General features: G+C 70.8%; 16 protein-coding genes and 2 tRNA genes. 5 read left to right on the forward strand and 13 right to left on the reverse strand.

Annotated features, from left to right (window positions below; all coding sequences use genetic code 11):
• Positions 1-57 precede the first annotated feature (57 nt).
• The gene (locus ACFWRO_RS01785; protein WP_384503317.1) at positions 58-585 is read right to left on the reverse strand and encodes a peptidylprolyl isomerase; all 528 of its coding nucleotides are present in this window, start codon (positions 583-585) and stop codon (positions 58-60) included.
• Positions 586-775: 190 nt separating this feature from the next.
• Between ACFWRO_RS01785 and ACFWRO_RS01790 the strand changes: the two genes are divergently transcribed.
• Complete coding sequence (locus ACFWRO_RS01790; protein ID WP_384503319.1) at positions 776-1,528, forward strand: DUF5324 family protein; 753 nt, start codon at positions 776-778, stop codon at positions 1,526-1,528.
• Positions 1,529-1,657: 129 nt separating this feature from the next.
• On the opposite strand, the gene ACFWRO_RS01795 is transcribed toward ACFWRO_RS01790, so the two are convergent.
• From ACFWRO_RS01795 to ACFWRO_RS01810, 4 genes are all read right to left on the reverse strand, one after another.
• Complete coding sequence (locus ACFWRO_RS01795) at positions 1,658-2,035, reverse strand: DUF6344 domain-containing protein (RefSeq protein ID WP_384503321.1); 378 nt, start codon at positions 2,033-2,035, stop codon at positions 1,658-1,660.
• A gap of 203 nt (positions 2,036-2,238) precedes the next feature.
• A complete protein-coding gene (locus tag ACFWRO_RS01800; RefSeq protein WP_384503323.1) occupies positions 2,239-2,982 on the reverse strand; it encodes an MgtC/SapB family protein in 744 nt (247 codons plus the stop codon).
• 113 nt (positions 2,983-3,095) lie between these two features.
• Positions 3,096-4,016, reverse strand: a complete 921-nt coding sequence (locus ACFWRO_RS01805) for a CorA family divalent cation transporter (RefSeq protein ID WP_384503325.1) — start codon at positions 4,014-4,016, stop codon at positions 3,096-3,098.
• A 48-nt stretch (positions 4,017-4,064) separates the two neighbouring features.
• Positions 4,065-4,250 carry a hypothetical protein gene (locus ACFWRO_RS01810; RefSeq protein WP_384503327.1) on the reverse strand — a complete coding sequence of 62 codons (186 nt, stop codon included), beginning with the start codon at positions 4,248-4,250 and terminating at the stop codon, positions 4,065-4,067.
• A 647-nt stretch (positions 4,251-4,897) separates the two neighbouring features.
• On the opposite strand from ACFWRO_RS01810, the gene ACFWRO_RS01815 reads away from it, so the two are divergent.
• Both ACFWRO_RS01815 and ACFWRO_RS01820 read left to right on the forward strand, forming a co-directional pair.
• Complete coding sequence (locus ACFWRO_RS01815; RefSeq protein ID WP_384503329.1) at positions 4,898-6,652, forward strand: ABC transporter permease; 1,755 nt, start codon at positions 4,898-4,900, stop codon at positions 6,650-6,652.
• Positions 6,653-6,731: 79 nt separating this feature from the next.
• Positions 6,732-8,150: a nitrate/sulfonate/bicarbonate ABC transporter ATP-binding protein gene (locus ACFWRO_RS01820; protein ID WP_384503331.1), complete on the forward strand. Its 1,419-nt coding sequence runs from the start codon at positions 6,732-6,734 to the stop codon at positions 8,148-8,150.
• Positions 8,151-8,154: 4 nt separating this feature from the next.
• Here ACFWRO_RS01820 and ACFWRO_RS01825 read toward each other — a convergent pair whose 3' ends face one another.
• The gene (locus tag ACFWRO_RS01825; RefSeq protein WP_384503333.1) at positions 8,155-8,574 is read right to left on the reverse strand and encodes an ArsR/SmtB family transcription factor; all 420 of its coding nucleotides are present in this window, start codon (positions 8,572-8,574) and stop codon (positions 8,155-8,157) included.
• 76 nt (positions 8,575-8,650) lie between these two features.
• Positions 8,651-8,723: transfer RNA gene (locus tag ACFWRO_RS01830), tRNA-Ala, on the reverse strand.
• Positions 8,724-8,851: 128 nt separating this feature from the next.
• On the opposite strand from ACFWRO_RS01830, the gene ACFWRO_RS01835 reads away from it, so the two are divergent.
• Together ACFWRO_RS01835 and ACFWRO_RS01840 are read left to right on the forward strand one after the other, a co-directional pair.
• Positions 8,852-9,400, forward strand: coding sequence for a helix-turn-helix domain-containing protein (locus ACFWRO_RS01835; RefSeq protein WP_384503335.1), 549 nt, complete (start codon positions 8,852-8,854; stop codon positions 9,398-9,400).
• 67 nt (positions 9,401-9,467) lie between these two features.
• Complete coding sequence (locus tag ACFWRO_RS01840; protein WP_384503337.1) at positions 9,468-10,823, forward strand: serine/threonine-protein kinase; 1,356 nt, start codon at positions 9,468-9,470, stop codon at positions 10,821-10,823.
• A gap of 14 nt (positions 10,824-10,837) precedes the next feature.
• Here the strand turns inward: ACFWRO_RS01840 and ACFWRO_RS01845 are convergent, their stop codons facing one another.
• The 6 genes from ACFWRO_RS01845 to gyrA form a co-directional block, all read right to left on the reverse strand.
• Complete coding sequence (locus tag ACFWRO_RS01845) at positions 10,838-12,208, reverse strand: hypothetical protein (RefSeq protein WP_384503339.1); 1,371 nt, start codon at positions 12,206-12,208, stop codon at positions 10,838-10,840.
• Positions 12,205-14,136 carry a VWA domain-containing protein gene (locus ACFWRO_RS01850; protein ID WP_384503341.1) on the reverse strand — a complete coding sequence of 644 codons (1,932 nt, stop codon included), beginning with the start codon at positions 14,134-14,136 and terminating at the stop codon, positions 12,205-12,207. The genes ACFWRO_RS01845 and ACFWRO_RS01850 overlap by 4 nt, the downstream gene beginning before the upstream one ends.
• A 187-nt stretch (positions 14,137-14,323) precedes the next feature.
• Positions 14,324-14,458, reverse strand: coding sequence for a DLW-39 family protein (locus tag ACFWRO_RS01855; protein WP_003958712.1), 135 nt, complete (start codon positions 14,456-14,458; stop codon positions 14,324-14,326).
• Positions 14,459-14,603: 145 nt separating this feature from the next.
• Positions 14,604-14,677: transfer RNA gene (locus ACFWRO_RS01860), tRNA-Ile, on the reverse strand.
• Positions 14,678-14,808: 131 nt separating this feature from the next.
• A complete protein-coding gene (locus tag ACFWRO_RS01865) occupies positions 14,809-15,465 on the reverse strand; it encodes a DUF3566 domain-containing protein (protein WP_384503343.1) in 657 nt (218 codons plus the stop codon).
• A 105-nt stretch (positions 15,466-15,570) separates the two neighbouring features.
• The gene (gyrA, locus tag ACFWRO_RS01870) at positions 15,571-18,189 is read right to left on the reverse strand and encodes a DNA gyrase subunit A (protein WP_384503345.1); all 2,619 of its coding nucleotides are present in this window, start codon (positions 18,187-18,189) and stop codon (positions 15,571-15,573) included.
• Positions 18,190-18,222: the final 33 nt, after the last annotated feature.

An 18,222-nucleotide genomic window follows, 5' to 3' on the forward strand; every position in this document is an offset into this window, starting at 1 on the left:
CGCGCGTCAGGGGGGCGCGGTGGGTCAGCGGGTCAGGGGGCCAGGAGGGTCAGGGGGTCAGCGGGTCTCGATGAGGACCGACTCCAGGACCACGTCGTTCAGCGGCCGCCTGGTGTTCGGGTTGACCGGCACCGAGGCGATCACGTCGACGACCTTCCGGCTCTTCGCGCCGACGACCTCGCCGAAGATCGTGCGCTTGCGGTTCAGCCAGGTCGTCGCGCCGACGGTGATGAAGAACTGCGAGCCGTTGGTGCCCGGACCCGCGTTGGCCATGGCCAACAGATAGGGACGGTCGAACCAGAGCTCGGGGTGGAACTCGTCGGCGAACTCGTAGCCAGGACCGCCCGTGCCGTTCCCCAGCGGGTCCCCGCCCTGGATCATGAAACCCTCGATGACCTGGTGGAAGACGGTGCCGTCGTACAGCGGGTCCGCGGCGACCCTGCCCGTCACCGGGTGCGTCCACTCCCGGTCGCCCCGGGCGAGCTCGGTGAAGTTCCTGACCGTGTTGGGGGCGTGCTCCGGCAGCAGCCGGATCTCGATGTCACCCCGGCTGGTCCTCAGAGTGGCGTAGAGCTGCTCGGCCACGGTCCGCCTTCCGGTAAGTCTGCCCACTTGACGCGCATCGCATCCTCGCACGGAAGCACGGAAGCGTCGTGGGTCGTCGGGGGTATGCCCCGGATGCCAGCCCCACATGCCGGACCGCGATCGGGCAGGCATGATTTCGAAAAGGGTGGAAAGGCGAAAAACCGACACCACCACCGAGTAGGAGGATCCCGTGACCCGGATGGACAGCGTGCGCGCCGCGGCCGATTCGGCCAAGGAAAGCTACCTGCACGCCGCGGAAGTCGTGGCGCCCTATGCGGAGTCGGCCAAGGAGCAGGCCGCTCAGTACGCCGGCACGGCCAAGGACCAGGCCGCGCGCTATGCGCACGACGCACGTGTCCGGCTCGCGCCGAAAGTCTCGAAGGCCGCATCGCAGGCCCGCGTACAAGCTCGTGTGCAGTACGACTCCCATGTCGCACCGCATGTACCGCCTCGGGTCGACGACGCCGCGCAACGCGCCGCGCTGGTGACCCGCAAGGCCGCCCGTCAGGCGGCCGACTACACCAAACCACGTGTGGAACACGCGGTCGCCGTTACCGGTCCCGTCCTCGACGAGGCCGGATCGCGCTCGGTGGCCGCCTGGGCCGCGCTACGCGGTCAGGTGACACCGAAGGAGATCGAGAGGCTCGTGCGCAAGCACGAGCGCCGTGCCAGGGCCGGACGTCTCGCCAAGGGACTGGTTGTCCTGGGCGTGGTGGCCGCCGGCGTCTTCTGTGCGTGGAAGTGGTGGGACAAGCAGGCCAACCCGGACTGGCTGGTCGAACCGCCCGCTCCTACCGAGGTCGATGAGGCTGTCACGGAACCGTCGTCCCGAGGAGCTCTCGATCCTGAGGTGGAGGCCAAGGAGGCCGAAGCACAGGCCGAAACCGAAGCCGAAGCCGAGACCGAGGTGGAGGGGGACACGGAGCGCGACGAGCGTCGCTGACCGTGGGGTGCCTCCGCGTTCGGAGCGTTCGGGTCCTCGGAGCCTTCGGAGCGCTCGTGACCTTCGGGGCGCTCGGGTGGCGTGCGGCGGTGGACGTGGGGAGGAGCGAACCACTCGACTCCCCGCGCCCTACGCCGCCGCGGCGAGCGCCAGGCCCGACAGCTCCGTCTGGTCGGCGAGCGTCGTGTCGGTCGGGGCGTCGCCGCGAAGGTGGCGTACGGAGGGCGAGGAGTTGTGGGCCTCGGCGCCGATGCGCTGCTTGATCGTGGGCGGCAGCGAGCGCTCGCGGACCGTGGTCGGCCACTGATAGGCCGCCCTCTGCGCCGGTACGGCGACGGTGGTGGTGCGCGCTCCGGCGGGGGCGGGCGCGGCGGCCTTCTCCTCCGGCTGCTGGACGGCGGGGGCCTGCGCGGCGGTGGCGGTGGAAGCCAGGCCGACGGAGGCGAGCAGGGCGAAGAGTACGGAGATGAAGGCGGTCCAGAACTGCTTGACCTTGGCGGTGGCCATGGTCCCTCGCTTTCGTGATGACGACAGGTGGGTCTTCGTCAGGTTCTCGGATGGTTCATTTCGGATTGCGCGCTTTTCGTACATTCCTCATGATGGGGACGCGGCTCCGGATTGCCCGGAACGACGCCGTCGCCGCGCAGTTCTTCGGATGAACACCACACGTCCGGCTCAACGCACGCCGATCAGCGGCAGCCTCAGGTTGCTCAGGTCCGGTCGGCGAGGGCTCGGCCGGAGCGGCCCTCGTCCTCCTGCTCCTCGTCGGCTAGGTGCCAGTGGAGGTCGCGGATACCGGGTTCGAGTGAGAGGTGCGCGACGAGGTGTTCCAGCGCGGTGCCGGGCGGTCCTTCGAGCGTGACGGCGGCTTCCAGGGTGGTGCTGTCGTCCTGGCCGCGCCGGACGTTGACCCCGGTGAGCTGGGGGCCGGTGCTGCTGAGGAGCTGGATGAGGAGGGCCCGGATGTGGGGTTCCTCGCTCCGGTCGCAGCGCACGTGGACCGTGACGTGGCTGACCGTGTCGGTGTTGCTCTGCGGGGCCCGGTCGACCAGTCGGCTGGCCGGGCGCAGCACGACGTGGATGGCCAGGACGCCGAGCGCGCCCAGGACCGCGAGGGCCAGGCGCCCTGAAGCGGCGAGGACACCGACGGCGGCCGAGCACCACAGGGTGGCGGCGGTGTTGAGGCCGCGCACGGAGGCGCCGTCGCGCATGATGACGCCGCCGCCGAGGAAGCCGACGCCGGAGACGACGTAGGAGGCGACCCGGGTGGGGCTGGTCGGGTCGGCCATCGCCTCGCTGTAGAGGACGAAGAGCGTGGCACCGGCGGCGACGAGCGCGTTGGTGCGAAGGCCGGCCATGCGGGCGCGCCACTGGCGTTCCACGCCGATGAGGGCTCCGCAGCCGACGCCGGTGGCGAGGCGGAGGGCGAAGTCGAGGGTGGACAGGTTGCTCATGGGTGGTCACCTCCGTACGGCCGCCCGGGCGATGGCGCCCGGGCGGCCGGTGACTGCGGGCCGGCGGGGTGGCGGACTAGCGGGTGGGGGGCGGACCAGCGGTGGGCGTCGGGCTAGCGGAGCCAGCCACGGCGGTGGATGTACCAGAGCGGGATCAGCGCGGCGACGAAGGTCAGCAGGGTCGTGACCAGGAAGCCGTGGTCCCAGGAGAGTTCGGGCATGTTGGTGAAGTTCATGCCGTAGAAGGTGGCTATCAGGGTCGGCGGCAGGAAGACCGCCGTGATGATCGTGAAGACCTTCACGATCTGGTTCTGCTTCACGTCAAGCGAGGTCATGATCGACTGCTGGAGGTAGCGGACCTTGTCGTGCTCGTAACTGGCGTGGTCCTTGACTCCGTTGATGTCGGCGAGCAGGACGTCGATGAGCGCGGCGAGCTGCGGGTCTCGGGTGCCCGACTCGGCCCGGAGGTGGCGGGCCGCGCGGGCCAGCATCAGCTGGGACTCCTGCGAGCGGGAGACGATCTCCTCGGCCGCGTTCATCCGCTTGATGGTGTCCTGCATGTCGCTGACGCCGATCTCGACGCCGCGCTCGTCGTAGCCGTCCGTGGCGAGCGCGATCTCGTCGCTCATGTGCTCCAGGACGTCGCTGGCGTGGTCGATGACCCGCTCCTGCGCCTCGTTGAGGGCGTACAGCAGCGTGTACATGACGCCTTGTGCGCTCTCAGCCAGGTGCGGAAGGCGGCGCATACGTGCCAGTGCCTTGTCGAACGGGGTGAAGGGGGTGGCGGGCTGGAGCGTGACGAGGACGTCGTCGCCGAGGGCGAAGACCAGTCGCTCGCGCCGGATGGTGTCGCCGTCGCGGACGTTGACGACGACGGGCAGGTGGACGAAGGTGTCCGACTCCCACACCCGGCCGCCGGCCGCCTCGAAGTCGACACCGGTCGCCGCGCGGGCCTTCGCCACGGCCGCGCTGTCGTCGGCGGCGACCTGGATCCAGCGTCCCTTCCACTGTTCTCTCTGCTGGTCTTTCTGCATGTTTTCCCTCCTCGAAGGTGCGTGTGCGCAGGGCCTGTTCGCGGCCTGTTACGGGTTGTACGGAGAGGTGGACGAGGAGCCGGCCGGTGCGGGCGGCGGCTCGGGGGCGCCGTAGTGGACGATCAGCAGTCCGGCGCAGATGACGAGATAGAGCGCGGTGGTGAAGGCGATGGCCTGACGCTCCAGGCTGGGGCGCTTCGCCTTCGAGGGCGCTGCCTTGTTGAGCATGACCATGGGGAACCCCCAGGTGTGAGATGACGATGGAAGGAGCCCGCGGCGGGCACGGCGGAGGAGAGCGGGGCGCGGGGCGCCGCTCGGTTCCACGAGTGGGACGGGAAGGCCGTACGTCCGTACCGGCCTCTGCGGACCTGACGCACATGACGCACATGACGCACATGACGCACCTACGGACATGACGTCGTGCGCCGTCCGGAAACCCATACTTGCACATCGACGCAACAACGAGCAAAGGGAAGGGGTCGCGCCCTCCATATTTGCGTATCGGCGCAATGAGGCGCACACTTCCGAAGGCGCCCCCGCACCGGACCACCGCATTCATCCGCCCGGGGCCGCCACGACAGAGGAACCGCAGGCCGAGCCGGAGGAGGCAGCCATGAGCGCAGAGCCTCCCAGTTCGTACCGCCGCCCCCTCGGCAGCCGCTGACCTTCCGCCCGCTCCCCGTGCTCCCCACGCGGGACAGGCCCGGCGCGCCCGCCCGCGCTCCGCTCATCGCGCAGCAGGCGAGTGCTGTCATGTCCTCGCTCTGCTCACGCCCACGCGCACGCGCCGGGTACCCCCGCCCCTCCCACCTTCCCGCCCTCGCGCGCCGAAGGTCGCCGGACCGGGTGGGGCACCCCGCCGCGTCGCCGGAGGTTCTTCCATGTCGTTCCGGACCAGGCCCGCCCCCGCGCCGGCCTCCCTCGCATCCCGGGTGGCCAACCGGCTGACCGCGCTCACCTGGGTCGACGCGGTGGTCGCCGCCGCCGTCCTCGTCCTGCTCTACGTCACCCTCCGGGTGGGCGAGGGCACCACCGTCAGCTTCTCCACCAGCCAGTCCGTCCAGGTCGACACCGACCCGGCCCGACTGCCCTACGACGCCGCCCGCTCCCTGCTGCGGATGTTCATCGCACTCGCCGCGTCCACCGTCTTCACCCTCGGCTACGCGTACGCCGCCGCCCGCTCCCGCCGCCTGGAGCGGATCCTCATCCCCGCCCTGGACATCCTCCAGTCCGTGCCCGTGCTCGGCTTCCTCACCGTCGCCGTCACCGGCTTCCTCGCCCTCTTCCCCGGCTCCATGTTCGGCCTCGAGTGCGCGGCGATCTTCGCGATCTTCACCTCGCAGGCGTGGAACATGACCTTCGGCTTCTACCAGTCGCTCACCTCCCTCCCCCGCGAACTCGACGAGCTCTCCCGCTCGTTCGGCTTCAGCCGCTGGATGCGGTTCTGGAAGGTCGAGGTGCCGGCCGGGGCGATCGGCCTGGTCTGGAACGGCATGATGAGCTTCGGTGGCGGCTGGTTCTTCCTCGTCGCCGCCGAGGCCATCACCGTCGGCGGCCAGTCGTACGCCCTGCCAGGCGTCGGCTCCTACGCGGGCGCCGCGATCGCCGACGGCGACCTCGGCAAGATCGGCTGGGCCATCCTCACCATGGCCGTCATGGTCACCGGCGTGAACTTCCTCTTCTGGCGACCGCTGACCGCCTGGGCGGAGAAGTTCAAGAACGAGCAGTCCGAGGCGGGCGAGATCCAGCGCTCCTTCGTCCTGGACTTCCTGCGCCGCTCCCACTGGCCCCGGCTGCTCGGCCGGCTGCTGCGCCCGGTCGGCGAGGGCCTGGGCAGGGCGGGCCGCCTCCTCGGCACCGACGACCACGCGCTCTTCGTCGACCGTACGAGGCAGCGCACCGGTGACCTCGTCTTCGCCGTCGTCGCGGGCGCGCTGATCCTGTGGGGTCTGTTCGACCTCGGCCGGTACCTCTACGACGAGACGGGCCTCGGCGTCTTCGCAGAACCGCTTCTCCTCGGCCTCGCCACCCTCGCCCGAGTCGTCGTCCTCGTCATCGGCGCGACCCTGATCTGGGTACCGATCGGCGTGAAGATCGGCTTCTCACCGCGGCTGACCCGGATCGCCCAACCCGTCGTCCAGGTCCTGGCGTCCTTCCCCGCCAACTTCCTCTTCCCGCTCGCCACCTGGTTCTTCCTGAAGACCGGGCTCTCCATCGACATCGGCGGCATCCTGCTGATGGCACTCGGCGCCCAGTGGTACATCCTCTTCAACACCATCGCCGGCGCCATGGCCATCCCGACCGACCTGCGCGAGGCCATGGACGACCTCGGCGTACGCGGATGGCAGCGCTGGAAGCGCCTGATCATCCCGGGGATCTTCCCCTCGTACGTCACCGGCGGCATCACCGCCTCCGGCGGCGCCTGGAACGCCTCGATCGTCTCCGAGGTCGTCACCTTCGGCGGCACCACCCTGACCGCCACCGGCCTCGGCGCGTACATCTACCAGGCCACCGAGCGCGGCGACTACCCGCAGCTGCTCGCCGGGGTGGCCGTGATGAGCGTGTACGTCGTCGCTCTCAACCGGCTCGTCTGGCGCCGTCTCTACCGCCTGGCGGAAGCCCGCTACACCCTCTGACGTCCCCTCAGCACCACTCTCAGCACCACTCTCAGACCTCTCTCAGCACCCCTCTGAGTGCGCCTTACTGGAGCCCCCCATGGTCTTCGCAGCCCTCCGCAACCGCCGCCTCGCCCGCGCCACGGGCGCCGCCCCGGCCCCCGCCCCCGTCGACGGCGAGGTCCTGCTCGAAACGGTCGGCCTGACCAAGTCGTACGCGGGCGCCGACGGCGAACTCCCCGTCCTCGCCGGCATCGACCTGAAGGTCCGGGCCGGCGAGATCGTCGCCCTGCTCGGCAGGTCCGGCTCCGGCAAGTCCACCCTGCTGCGCTGCCTCGCCGGCCTCGTCCCGCCCAGCTCGGGAACCGTCACCTACCGGGGCGAGAACCTGACCGGCGCCAACCCCGGCACCGCCATGGTCTTCCAGACCTTCGCCCTGCTGCCCTGGCTGACCGTCCAGCAGAACGTCGAACTCGGCCTGGAGGCCAAGGGGATGCCCGCTGACGAGCGGGCCGAGGCCGCCCTGCAGGCCATCGACCTCATCGGCCTCGACGGCTTCGAGTCCGCCTACCCCAAGGAGCTGTCCGGCGGCATGCGCCAGCGCGTCGGCTTCGCCCGCGCGCTCGTCGTCGAGCCGGACGTGCTGATGATGGACGAGCCGTTCTCCGCGCTCGACGTGCTGACCGCCGAGAACCTGCGCGGCGAGCTGATGGAGCTGTGGGAGTCGGGCCAGTTCCCCACCCGCGCGGTCGTCCTGGTCACCCACAACATCGAGGAGGCCGTCCTGATGGCCGACCGGATCGTGGTCCTCGGCTCCCGCCCGTACGGCACGATCCGGGAGACCATCGAGATCGGCCTGGACCGGCCCCGCGACCGGAACGCGCCCGAGTTCGAGGAGCTCATCGACCGCGTCTACCGGATCATGACCGGCCGCCCGAAGGAGACCCGCACCCCGAGCCGTACGGAGACCCCCGCAGCCGAGAAGCGGAGCCTCGCCAACACTCCGCTGCCCACGGCCACCGTCGACGGCCTCTCCGGTCTCGCCGAGATCGTCGCCCACCGCGACGGCACGGCCGACCTCGCCGACCTCGCGGACGGCCTGGGCCTCGACGTCGACGACGTCCTTCCGCTGGTCGACGCCCTCGACCTCCTCGGCCTCGCCGAGATCCACGGCGACGACCTTCGGCTGACCGACCGGGGCGTCTCTTTCGCCGGCGCCGACGTCCAGACATCGAAGCGGATCTTCGCCGAAGCGGCCCGGGATCTCCCTCTCGTACGGACGATCCTCACCAGCCTCCGCCAGAGCCGCGACGGCACCCTGCGCGCGGGCTTCTTCCGCGACGTCCTCGCCCACCACTACACCAGCGAGCAGCTCACCCGGCAGCTGGACACCGCCACCGACTGGGGCCGCTACGCCGAGCTCTACTCCTACGCCGCCGAACCGGAGGAGTACCGCCTCGACGAGCAGGGCCTCGATGTCCAGGGCCTGGGCGGGCCGGGCCTCGGCGGGCAGGTCTGAGGGGTCAGCCCGTCGCGGGCCGGCGACGGGCGGCCCGTACCGCCCCGGCCGGGGCCGTCCGCTCCTGAGCGGCGGGGGCGGCGGCGGCCTCGGCCGAGTCGCCGTGCCCGCCCGCCTCGGCGGAGTCCCCGGCCGCCAGCGTCGCCCCCTCCAGCAGCCCCCGCACGTGCTCGCTCGGCGCCCGGTAGTAGATCCGCGTCCCCTCCCGCCGGGACGTGACGAGCCCCGCCGCCCGCAGCTTCGCCAGATGCTGCGAGGTCGCCGCGACATGCGCCCCCAACAGCTCCGCGAGCGCGCTCACCGGCAGCTCCTCCCGGCTCAGCGCCCACAGCAGCCGGAACCGCGACGGGTCCGCCACCGCCTTGAGCACCGCCACCGCGCGGTCGGCACCGTCGGAATCCCACACCTGATGTTGCACACCCATGCAAGTAGGGTACGCGGCCGCACGCAAAACACCCCTCCAGGCCTGCGTTTCCGCAGGTCAGGAGGGGTGCGAGAAGTGGAGCCTAGGGGAGTCGAACCCCTGACATCTGCCATGCAAAGACAGCGCTCTACCAACTGAGCTAAGGCCCCGGAACGAGAACAGAGTACCGGGTCACCCCCTCATTCCCGCAAAAGGATTGGGACTCCCGGTCGGCGACCACGCTCCGTAAGATGCTGATCGAGGTTCGCAGTGGCGAACTAAGGGATGGGGAGAAGTAATGGACGCAGCGCAGCAAGAAGCCACGGCTAGAGCCCGCGAGCTTCAGCGCAGTTGGTACGGAGAGCCACTGGGGGCGCTCTTCCGTCGACTGATCGACGACCTCGGCCTCAATCAGGCCCGACTCGCGGCTGTGCTCGGCCTCTCGGCACCCATGCTCTCCCAACTCATGAGCGGCCAGCGCGCCAAGATCGGCAACCCGGCCGTCGTCCAGCGCGTCCAGGCCCTGCAGGAGCTCGCCGGTCTGGTCGCCGACGGCAGCGTCAGCGCGGCCGAGGCCACCGACCGCATGGACGAGATCAAGAAGTCCCAGGGAGGCTCCGTGCTCACCGGCACCAGCCAGACCACGACCAGCTCGGGCGCGCCGACCGTGCGCCGGGTGGTCCGCGAGATCCAGTCGCTGCTGCGCTCGGTCGCGGCGGCCGGCGACATCATCGATGCGGCCGACTCTCTCGCCCCGGCCCACCCCGAACTGGCAGAGTTCCTCCGGGTGTACGGCGCCGGGCGCACCGCCGACGCGGTCGCCCACTACGAGTCGCACCAGAACTGACGCAGAGCAGCCGGTCCGGCAGCTGATACCGGGCCGACGAGGCACGACGGGGAGCGGGCGCAGCGCAATGGGTGAGGTCTTCGCTGGTCGGTACGAACTGGTCGACCCGATCGGACGGGGTGGTGTCGGAGCGGTCTGGCGGGCATGGGACCACCGGCGCCGCCGCTATGTGGCGGCCAAGGTGCTCCAGCAGAGCGACGCCCACACGCTGCTCCGCTTCGTCCGCGAGCAGGCGCTCCGGATCGACCACCCCCATGTCCTCGCCCCGGCCAGCTGGGCCGCCGACGACGACAAGGTGCTGTTCACCATGGACCTGGTGGCCGGCGGGTCTCTGGCCCACGTCATCGGCGACTACGGCCCGCTGCCGCCGCGCTTCGTCTGCACCCTGCTGGACCAGCTGCTCGCCGGACTTGCCGCGGTGCACGCGGAGGGGGTCGTGCACCGCGACATCAAGCCGGCGAACATCCTGCTCGACGTCACCGGAACCGGGCGGCCGCACCTGCGGCTGTCCGACTTCGGCATCTCGATGCGCAAGGGCGAGCCCCGCCTCACGGAGACCAACTACGTGGTGGGGACGCCCGGTTACTTCGCGCCCGAGCAGATGCTCGGCGCCGAGCCGGACTTCCCGGCCGACCTCTTCGCCGTCGGCCTGGTCGCGCTCTATCTGCTCCAGGGCCAGAAGCCGGACTCCCGCGCCCTGATCGAGTACTTCATGGCGCACGGGACACCGGGAGCCCCGGAGGGGATCCCCGAGCCGCTGTGGCAGGTCCTGGCCGGCCTGCTCCAGCCGGACCCGCAGGCCCGCTTCAAGACGGCCACGGGCGTGCGCAAGGCGCTGACCACGGCCGTCGAGATGCTGCCCGACGCCCGCCCGGACGAGGAGCCCGTCGAGGTCTTCGACCAGATCGGCCCGCTGCCCACCGGCTTCGCCCCCAACGGCCCCGAGGCCCAGGCCGCCCAGACCCCGGCCGCCCAGACTCAAGCCGCACAGACCCCGGCCGCCCCCGTGGACGTACCGCCACAGCCGCAGCCACACCTCCAGGACCAGGCGCAGCATTCTCAGCCGCAGCCGCCCCTGCCGAGCCCCTCCGAGACGGGCAGCTTCCATCTGCCCCCGCCGCCCCCACAGCCGGCCCCCACGTCCTCCGCGCACGCGGCCTCCCCCCTTCCCGCCGCCGCCCCGGACTTCGTCCAGACCCCGACGGCCGCAGTGCCGTTCCCCCACGCTTCTACACTTCAATACACCGCTCAGGCCGGACAGGTTCCCACCCAGGTTCCGTCCGTCCCGACGCCGTCCTCCGCCCCTGCCCCGGTCCGTCTCCCGGCAAAGCGACCGGGACCGCCCCCGAAGGTCGCGGTCCCGGTGCTGTTCCTCGCGCTGATCTGCTTCGCCGTCGGTATCTGGGCGCTCACCCAGGCCTGACCGCCCCGCCCGCCCTACCAGGCCGGGGGCGGCCCGAACTGCGGCGGACCGCCCGGCGGACCACCCTGCCCCGCCGCGTCCCTCGCCGCCCGGCGCCGCCCGGCGAGGGTCCACACGCCGAGCCCGACGAGCAGCACCGTGCCGGCGCCGAGCCCGGCCGCCGCGACCAGGACCATGCTCTCGTCCCGCTGCGCCTCGGCCCCGCTCGCGCCGTTGGCGGCCGCGTCCCGGTCGTCGTCGGTGACCTTGAAGGGCCCGGCGTCCCCGTCGTACGCGGGGCCCGCCTTCGCCGTGCCGGTGACGTTCACCCGCAGGGTCAGCGGCACCGGCTTGTCCCCGTACTCCTTGACGATCTCCGGGGAGAGCGTGACCGTCAGGTAGTACCAGCCCGCGAAGCGCAGGGCGTTGGTGTAGCTGTTGGAGGAGTAGCGGTTCTCGAAGGCGACCGGCCGGTGCGCGTCGAGCGCCACCGTCGCCGGCTTGCCGTCGTAGCTGACGGTGTCCTGGTCGACATGGCCGCGCGCCGGGTTGTCGAGCGAGAGCACCAGCGCGTTGGGGACGTACCCGGTGGCGCCGGTCGGGCTGCTGCCCAGCTCCGCGCTGCCGAAGACCTGCTGCCCCCAGTCGACGGGCACCCGGTAGAACAGCGTCTGCCCGGGCTTGATGTCGGCGCGCCACTCGCCCTGCCGCAGCGAGGTGGCGCCGTGGAAGCCCGCCCCGCCCTGCCGCTTCTGCGGCCCGCCGGCCGGCGGCGCGGGCGTGGAGGAGGGCCAGTTCTCGGGCAGTTCGGTGGGGCCGGTCTGCTTCACGCCCGGCTCGGGGACGTACCGGATCTCCAGTACCCAGTCGTCGGGCGTGGAGACGGCCTTCGAGGTCCGCTCGACCAGCACGTAGTAGGCGCCCGCCTGCTGGCAGGTGGAGCTGTCGGCCTCGATCGTGCGGTGGGCGTACGCGGTGATGGGCCTGGGGAACGCGGCCGACTCGAACGACGAGTCCTGGTAGCCGCACTGCGCGCCGGAGCCGTCCTGCAGGGTCACCTTGACCCCGTCGCCGTACTCCGCCTTGCCGCCGAGCTTGGGCACCGCGACCACCGAGACGTACGCGTTCTTCTTGTCGTCGAGGTCGACCCGGTAGTAGAGCTTGCCGTCCTTCTTGATGGTGTCCTGGTAGCTCTGGCCCGCCTTCAACTGCCGTGCGTCCAGGCTGGAAGCGGCGCCCTTGATCGGCTGGGCACCGCCGTCGAAGCCGTACGGGCTGTCCCCCGCCGCCCACGCCGTGCCCGAGGGCAGCACCGCCGCCGTGAACACGGCCGCGCACACCGCCCCCACCAGGCCCCGGCCCGCACCCACCCTCACGCGCTGCGTACCCACGCGCTGCGTCTTCACGCGCCTCTCCTCGTGTCCGTGGCTGTCCCGCTCCCGCCGCCCCGTACGCGCCTGACGAGGAACACGACCCCCGCGATCAGGACGACGGCCGCGCCGCCCGCCGCGGCGGCCCGGGTGACGGTCCATCCTGCCCCGCCCGTCCCTCCGCTGTCTGCGTGCGCGGAGCTTTCGCCCCGCTTGTCGGGCTTTCCCGCCGCGGCCACCGGCGCCGCGCCGTGTTCGGGCCCCGACAACTCCGCGCCGAGGACCGCGATCCGCAGGACCATCGCGATCCGCGGGTTCTCGGCGATCTCCGCCGCCCGCGCGCCCAGGGTGACGGCGATGTAGAAGCCGCCCGTGGTGTGCACGGGAACGACGTTGGGATGGTGCTCGTACCGGTTCGTCCAGGCGACCGGCACCGTACCCATGCCGAGCGCGGCGGGACGACCGTTGTACGTGGTCCGGGAGCTGAACTCGCCCGTACCGCCGCCGACCGGGTGCCGGGCCGGAGTGTAGACCTCCGTGCCACCGTACGAGTTGACCGACGAAGCCCCGTCGACGGTCGGTTCGTTGGCGAACTCGACGCCGTAACGGAGCTGTTGTCCCCAGCCCACCGGCACCTTGTACCAGAGCGTCTGGGAGGGCAGCAGACGGTCCCGCCACACGCCCCGCCCCAGCTCACGGGCGTCGTTGAAGCCGGTGCCGCCCCTGACCTCACGGGGGTCGCCGGTGGGCAGGACGGCGTCCTCGCCCCCGCTTCCGTAGTCCGGCCTGGACTGCGCCGGGACCGTCCCGGCGGGCAGCGGCGCCTCGACGCCGAGGACCAGCTCCAGCGGCCAGCGGGCCGCGCCCGAGGCGGACTTGCTCCGGCGCTCGACCACGAACCAGTAGCGACCCACCTTGTCGCAGGTCGAGTACCGCTTCTCGGTCGGTACGCGGGCGACGGCCGAGGTCAGCGGTACTGCGCCCTCGTTCTGCTGGAACATCTCGGTGTTGGTCGCGCAGGTGCCCTCGCCACTGACGGAGGCGTACGCGAGGCTGGTGGCCAGCGCGTCGACCGTGTCCACCGCCGCGCCCGCCTGCGGCACGGCCGTCGCCGAGAAGTCCACCGTGGACACGTCGTCCAGGTCGGCCGCGTAGTACCGCTTCTCACCCGGCCCGATGGTGTCCAGGTACTGCCCCGGTACGAGAGCGGGCGCCCGGTCGCTCGTCGGCGTGCCGGTGATGCGCTCGCCGCGCAGCCGGTAGCCGTCGGCCGAGAACTGCGCGGCCCGCTGGAGCTGCCGGGCCAGCGCGTCGGCGTCGGGCGCGTCGTAGTAACGGCCGTTGCCCGCCTCGGCGATGCACTCCAGCTGCTCGCGCGCCGCGCCCTTCACCTGGAAGCCGACGGTGTCGATCCGCAGCCCGATCCCGACCTTGGCGAGCTGCGCGGCCACCGTGCAGGGCGCGGGGTCGCCGCAGTTGTCCTCACCGTCGGAGATCAGCAGGATCGTGCGGGAGGCCCCTACGGCGCCGGAGGCGGGCCGGGGCAGGTCCTGGGCGGCCTTCTGGAGGGAGAGCCCGATGGGCGTGTCCCCGGTGGGCTTCAGGCCCGCGACGGCGGCCTTGAGCCCGGCCCGGTCCAGCGGTGCGACCGGGCGGACGAGCCGGGTGTCCGTGCAGCCCCGGGGCCGGTCGGCGCCGTAGACCCGCAGGCCGGTGGGGTGGCCGTCGGGGAGGCCGTCGACGACGGTGCCGACGGCCGTGCGGGCCGCCTCCATTCGCGTACGTCCGGAGCCGTCGTCGTCGCCCATGGAGCCCGAGGAGTCCAGCACCATCACGAGGCTCCCGGCCCCGCCCGCCTCCCCGTCGGCCGCGGCCGCCCCAGGCGCCGGCGCGAGCAGCAGGGCGAGCAACGCCCCCACCACCCAGCCGACCGCCACAGTCCCTCGCACGCTCAGCGCTCTCACGCCATCCCCCCTTGACCGCGATCACTCAACTTTGCTCTCGCAACTTAGTGATTTGCTCAGGTGAACTCAAGGGAGGTGGCGTCACGGTCCTGAAACAGCGCGCCGGCGCTGTCGGCAGCGCCCGAAACAGCGCGAAGCCCCGGCCGCTCGAACGCGGCCGGGGCTTCACCCTCAGACTGTGTGCGACTCAGACACCCGAACCCGCGGGCACGGAGTCGGTCGCCTCCGTCCACAGATCCTGCTCGGCGCGATCCGCCTGGATCTGGCGGTACACGAGGAGCCCGCCGATGGCGGCCAGTGCGACCAGGAGAAGCTTCTTCACCGCGCGACCTCGTCTTTCGTTGACGTAGGAGACTTCTGACGCCCACTCTACACACCGACCGATACCGATCGGTGACCTCGGCCGGGCACGTCTCGGCAAAAGCAATCGGCCCGAACGGGTGAACCGTCCGGGCCGATCGTCACTGTGGGGCTAACAGGATTTGAACCTGTGGCCTCATCCTTATCAGGGATGCGCTCTAACCAACTGAGCTATAGCCCCGCCGCGCTCTGCGGGATGTCCCGCGCGCTGACTCCTGAAGATTAGCGCACGTGGCGGCCAGTCCCAAAATCGCCCGGGGCCGGAGGCCCCTGATGGGTACAGCGGCCGGCCCCCCGCAGGTCACTCGTCGGTCACTCGTCCTCCGCCAGCGTGAGCTCGACACCGCCCACGAATCCGGCCGACAGGTTGTAGATGAACGCGCCCAGCGTCGCCAGGGCGGTCATCAGGACCACGTCGATCACGGCGATGACCGAGGTGAACATCAGCACGCGCGGCAGCGACAGGAACGACTGCAGGTCGAAGCCGTTGGACTCGTTCGAGCCCGTCGCCTCGCTGATCGTGCCGCCGACGGTCGAGAAGACGCCCATGGCGTCCATGACCATCCACAGCACCGACGCGGCCACGACCGTGCAGACGCCGAGCGCGATGGAGAGCAGGAAGCTCACCTTCATCACCGACCACGGGTCGGCCTTGGCCACCCGCAGCCGCGCCTTGCGCGTACGGGGCGTCGTACGCGCCCCCGTGCGCGGCCGGCGCACGGCGCCCGTGTTCTGACCGCCCACACCGCCCGACACGCCGCCGATCACGCCGCCTGCCACCCCGCCTCCCGTGCCACCGTCTGCCACGCCGGCCGTCGCCGTACCGCCACCGCCGGTGCCCGGCGCCTGAGCGCCGTACGCCTGCGGCGGGTGGTACGGCCCGCTCGGCTGCTGCGCGCCCGCGCGCTCGCCGGGCAACGGCCCGTTGTACGTCTCGTACGAGGGCTTGGGCCCTCGGGTGTCCGTCACCGCAACCCCCTGGGAGTCCGTGGCGGAGCCACGGGCACCGTTCGCTCCGGCCCCAGCAGAAGCTCCGGCAGCCGCCGAACCGGCGCCCGTGGCTCCACTCACGCTCTACTCCTCGTGCTCCCCGGCCGAGGACTCATTGCCCTCGGCTGCCTCGGCCTCGGCCGCGGTCGCGGCCTCGACGCCTTCGCCGATCTCGGCCTCGGCATCGACCTCGTCGACCTCATCGGCCTCGCTGCCCGCCTCGGCGTTGCGCGCGATGCCGACGACGGCATCCCGCTTGCCCAGGTTGATCAGCTGGACGCCCATGGTGTCACGGCCGGTCTCCCTGACTTCGTTGACTCGCGTACGAATCACACCGCCGGACAGCGTGATGGCGAGGATCTCATCCGTCTCCTCGACCACCAGCGCGCCCACGAGCGAACCACGGTCCTCCACGATCTTGGCGGCCTTGATACCGAGGCCACCACGACCCTGAACGCGGTATTCGTCCACGTTGGTCCGCTTCGCGTACCCACCATCGGTGGCGGTGAAGACGAACGTACCGGGCCGGACGACATTCATCGAGAGCAGCTCGTCGCCCTCGCGGAAACTCATCCCCTTGACGCCCGAGGTGGCACGTCCCATCGGGCGCAGCGCGTCGTCGGTCGCGGTGAACCGGATCGACTGCGCCTTCTTGCTGATGAGCAGCAGATCGTCCTCCGCCGAGACCAGCTCGGCGCCGATCAGCTCGTCGTCGCTGCCGTCCTCCGCCTCACGGAGGTTGATCGCGATGACACCGCCCGCGCGCGGGGAGTCGTAGTCCTTCAGCGCGGTCTTCTTCACCAGACCGGCCTTCGTGGCGAGCACCAGGTACGGCGCCGCCTCGTAGTCGCGGATCGCGAGGATCTCGGCGATCTGCTCGTCCGGCTGGAAGGCCAGCAGGTTGGCGACGTGCTGGCCGCGCGCGTCCCGGCCGGCGTCCGGGAGCTCGTAGGCCTTCGCCCGGTAGACCCGGCCCTTGTTGGTGAAGAAGAGCAGCCAGTGGTGGGTCGTGGAGACGAAGAAGTGGTCGACGATGTCGTCCTGCTTCAGCTTCGTACCGCGCACGCCCTTGCCGCCGCGCTTCTGCGAGCGGTAGTCCTCGGTCTTCGTCCGCTTCACATAGCCGCCACGCGTGATGGTGACGACGATGTCCTCCTCGGCGATCAGGTCCTCGATGGACATGTCACCGTCGAAGGGCACCAGCTTGGAGCGGCGGTCGTCGCCGAACTTCTCGACGAGCAGCGCCAGCTCCTCGCTGACGATCTGACGCTGACGCGCCTCGGAGGCGAGGATCGCGTTGTACTCGTTGATCTTCACCTGGAGCTCGTCGTGCTCGGCGACGATCTTCTGGCGCTCCAGGGCGGCGAGCCGGCGCAGCTGCATCTCGAGGATGGCGTTGGCCTGGATCTCGTCGATCTGCAGCAGGCCCATCAGGCCCTCGCGCGCGACCTCGACGGTGTCGCTGCGCCGGATGAGCGCGATGACCTCGTCGATCGCGTCCAGCGCCTTGAGCAGACCGCGCAGGATGTGGGCGCGCTCCTCGGCCTTGCGCAGCCGGAAGCGGGTCCGGCGCACGATGACCTCGATCTGGTGCGTCACCCAGTGGCGGATGAACGCGTCGAGCGAGAGCGTGCGCGGCACACCGTCGACGAGCGCCAGCATGTTCGCGCCGAAGTTCGTCTGCAGGTCGGTGTGCTTGTAGAGGTTGTTGAGCACGACCTTGGCGACGGCGTCGCGCTTGAGCACGATGACGAGGCGCTGGCCGGTACGGGACGAGGTCTCGTCGCGGACGTCGGCGATGCCGCCGACCTTTCCGTCCTTGACCAGGTCGGCGATCTTCTGCGCGAGGTTGTCCGGGTTGGTCTGGTACGGAAGCTCCGTGACCACCAGGCACTGGCGGTTCTGGATCTCCTCGACCTCGACGACCGCGCGCATCGTGATGGAGCCACGACCGGTGCGGTACGCCTCCTCGATGCCCTTGCGGCCCACGACCAGCGCGCCGGTCGGGAAGTCCGGGCCCTTGATGCGCTCGATGAGCGCGTCGAGGAGCTCCTCGTGGGTGGCCTCGGGGTGCTCGAGCGCCCACTGGGCGCCGGCCGCGACCTCGCGCAGGTTGTGCGGCGGGATGTTGGTCGCCATGCCGACCGCGATGCCCGCGGAGCCGTTGACCAGCAGGTTCGGGAAGCGCGCCGGCAGGACCGTCGGCTCCTGGTTGCGGCCGTCGTAGTTGTCCTGGAAGTCGACGGTCTCCTCGTCGATGTCCCGGAGCATCTCCATGGCCAGCGGCATCATCTTGCACTCGGTGTACCGCATGGCGGCGGCCGGGTCGTTGCCCGGAGAGCCGAAGTTGCCGTTGGAGTCCACCAGCGGCATCCGCATCGACCAGGGCTGGGCGAGGCGGACGAGCGCGTCGTAGATGGAGGAGTCGCCGTGCGGGTGGTACGTACCCATGACGTCACCGACGACGCGGGCGCACTTGTAGAAGCCCTTCTCGGGCCGGTAGCCGCCGTCGTACATCGCGTACAGCACGCGACGGTGGACCGGCTTGAGGCCGTCCCGGACGTCGGGCAGCGCACGCGAGACGATGACGGACATCGCGTAGTCGAGGTACGAGCGCTGCATCTCGGTCTCGAGCCCGACGGGCTCGATGCGGAGGACCGGCTCTTCTTCTTCGGTGGTCACAGGGGGGTTCTCGTCGGCCATTGCTGGTCGTCAGTCCTTTCGTACGGTCAGCTG

Origin of the sequence: Streptomyces sp. NPDC058579, assembly GCF_042718575.1 — a bacterium.
Taxonomy (GTDB): domain Bacteria; phylum Actinomycetota; class Actinomycetes; order Streptomycetales; family Streptomycetaceae; genus Streptomyces.

Excerpts from the sequence above, each read along its gene's own strand:
- ACFWRO_RS01800 (WP_384503323.1), bottom strand. The coding sequence starts at position 2,982 with ATGAGCAACCTGTCCACCCTCGACTTCGCCCTCCGCCTCGCCACCGGC.
- ACFWRO_RS01840 (WP_384503337.1), top strand. The coding sequence starts at position 9,468 with ATGGGTGAGGTCTTCGCTGGTCGGTACGAACTGGTCGACCCGATCGGA.
- gyrA (WP_384503345.1), bottom strand. The coding sequence starts at position 18,189 with ATGGCCGACGAGAACCCCCCTGTGACCACCGAAGAAGAAGAGCCGGTC.
- ACFWRO_RS01820 (WP_384503331.1), top strand. The coding sequence starts at position 6,732 with ATGGTCTTCGCAGCCCTCCGCAACCGCCGCCTCGCCCGCGCCACGGGC.
- ACFWRO_RS01825 (WP_384503333.1), bottom strand. The coding sequence starts at position 8,574 with ATGGGTGTGCAACATCAGGTGTGGGATTCCGACGGTGCCGACCGCGCG.
- ACFWRO_RS01810 (WP_384503327.1), bottom strand. The coding sequence starts at position 4,250 with ATGGTCATGCTCAACAAGGCAGCGCCCTCGAAGGCGAAGCGCCCCAGC.
- ACFWRO_RS01795 (WP_384503321.1), bottom strand. The coding sequence starts at position 2,035 with ATGGCCACCGCCAAGGTCAAGCAGTTCTGGACCGCCTTCATCTCCGTA.
- ACFWRO_RS01815 (WP_384503329.1), top strand. The coding sequence starts at position 4,898 with ATGTCGTTCCGGACCAGGCCCGCCCCCGCGCCGGCCTCCCTCGCATCC.
- ACFWRO_RS01805 (WP_384503325.1), bottom strand. The coding sequence starts at position 4,016 with ATGCAGAAAGACCAGCAGAGAGAACAGTGGAAGGGACGCTGGATCCAG.
- ACFWRO_RS01835 (WP_384503335.1), top strand. The coding sequence starts at position 8,852 with ATGGACGCAGCGCAGCAAGAAGCCACGGCTAGAGCCCGCGAGCTTCAG.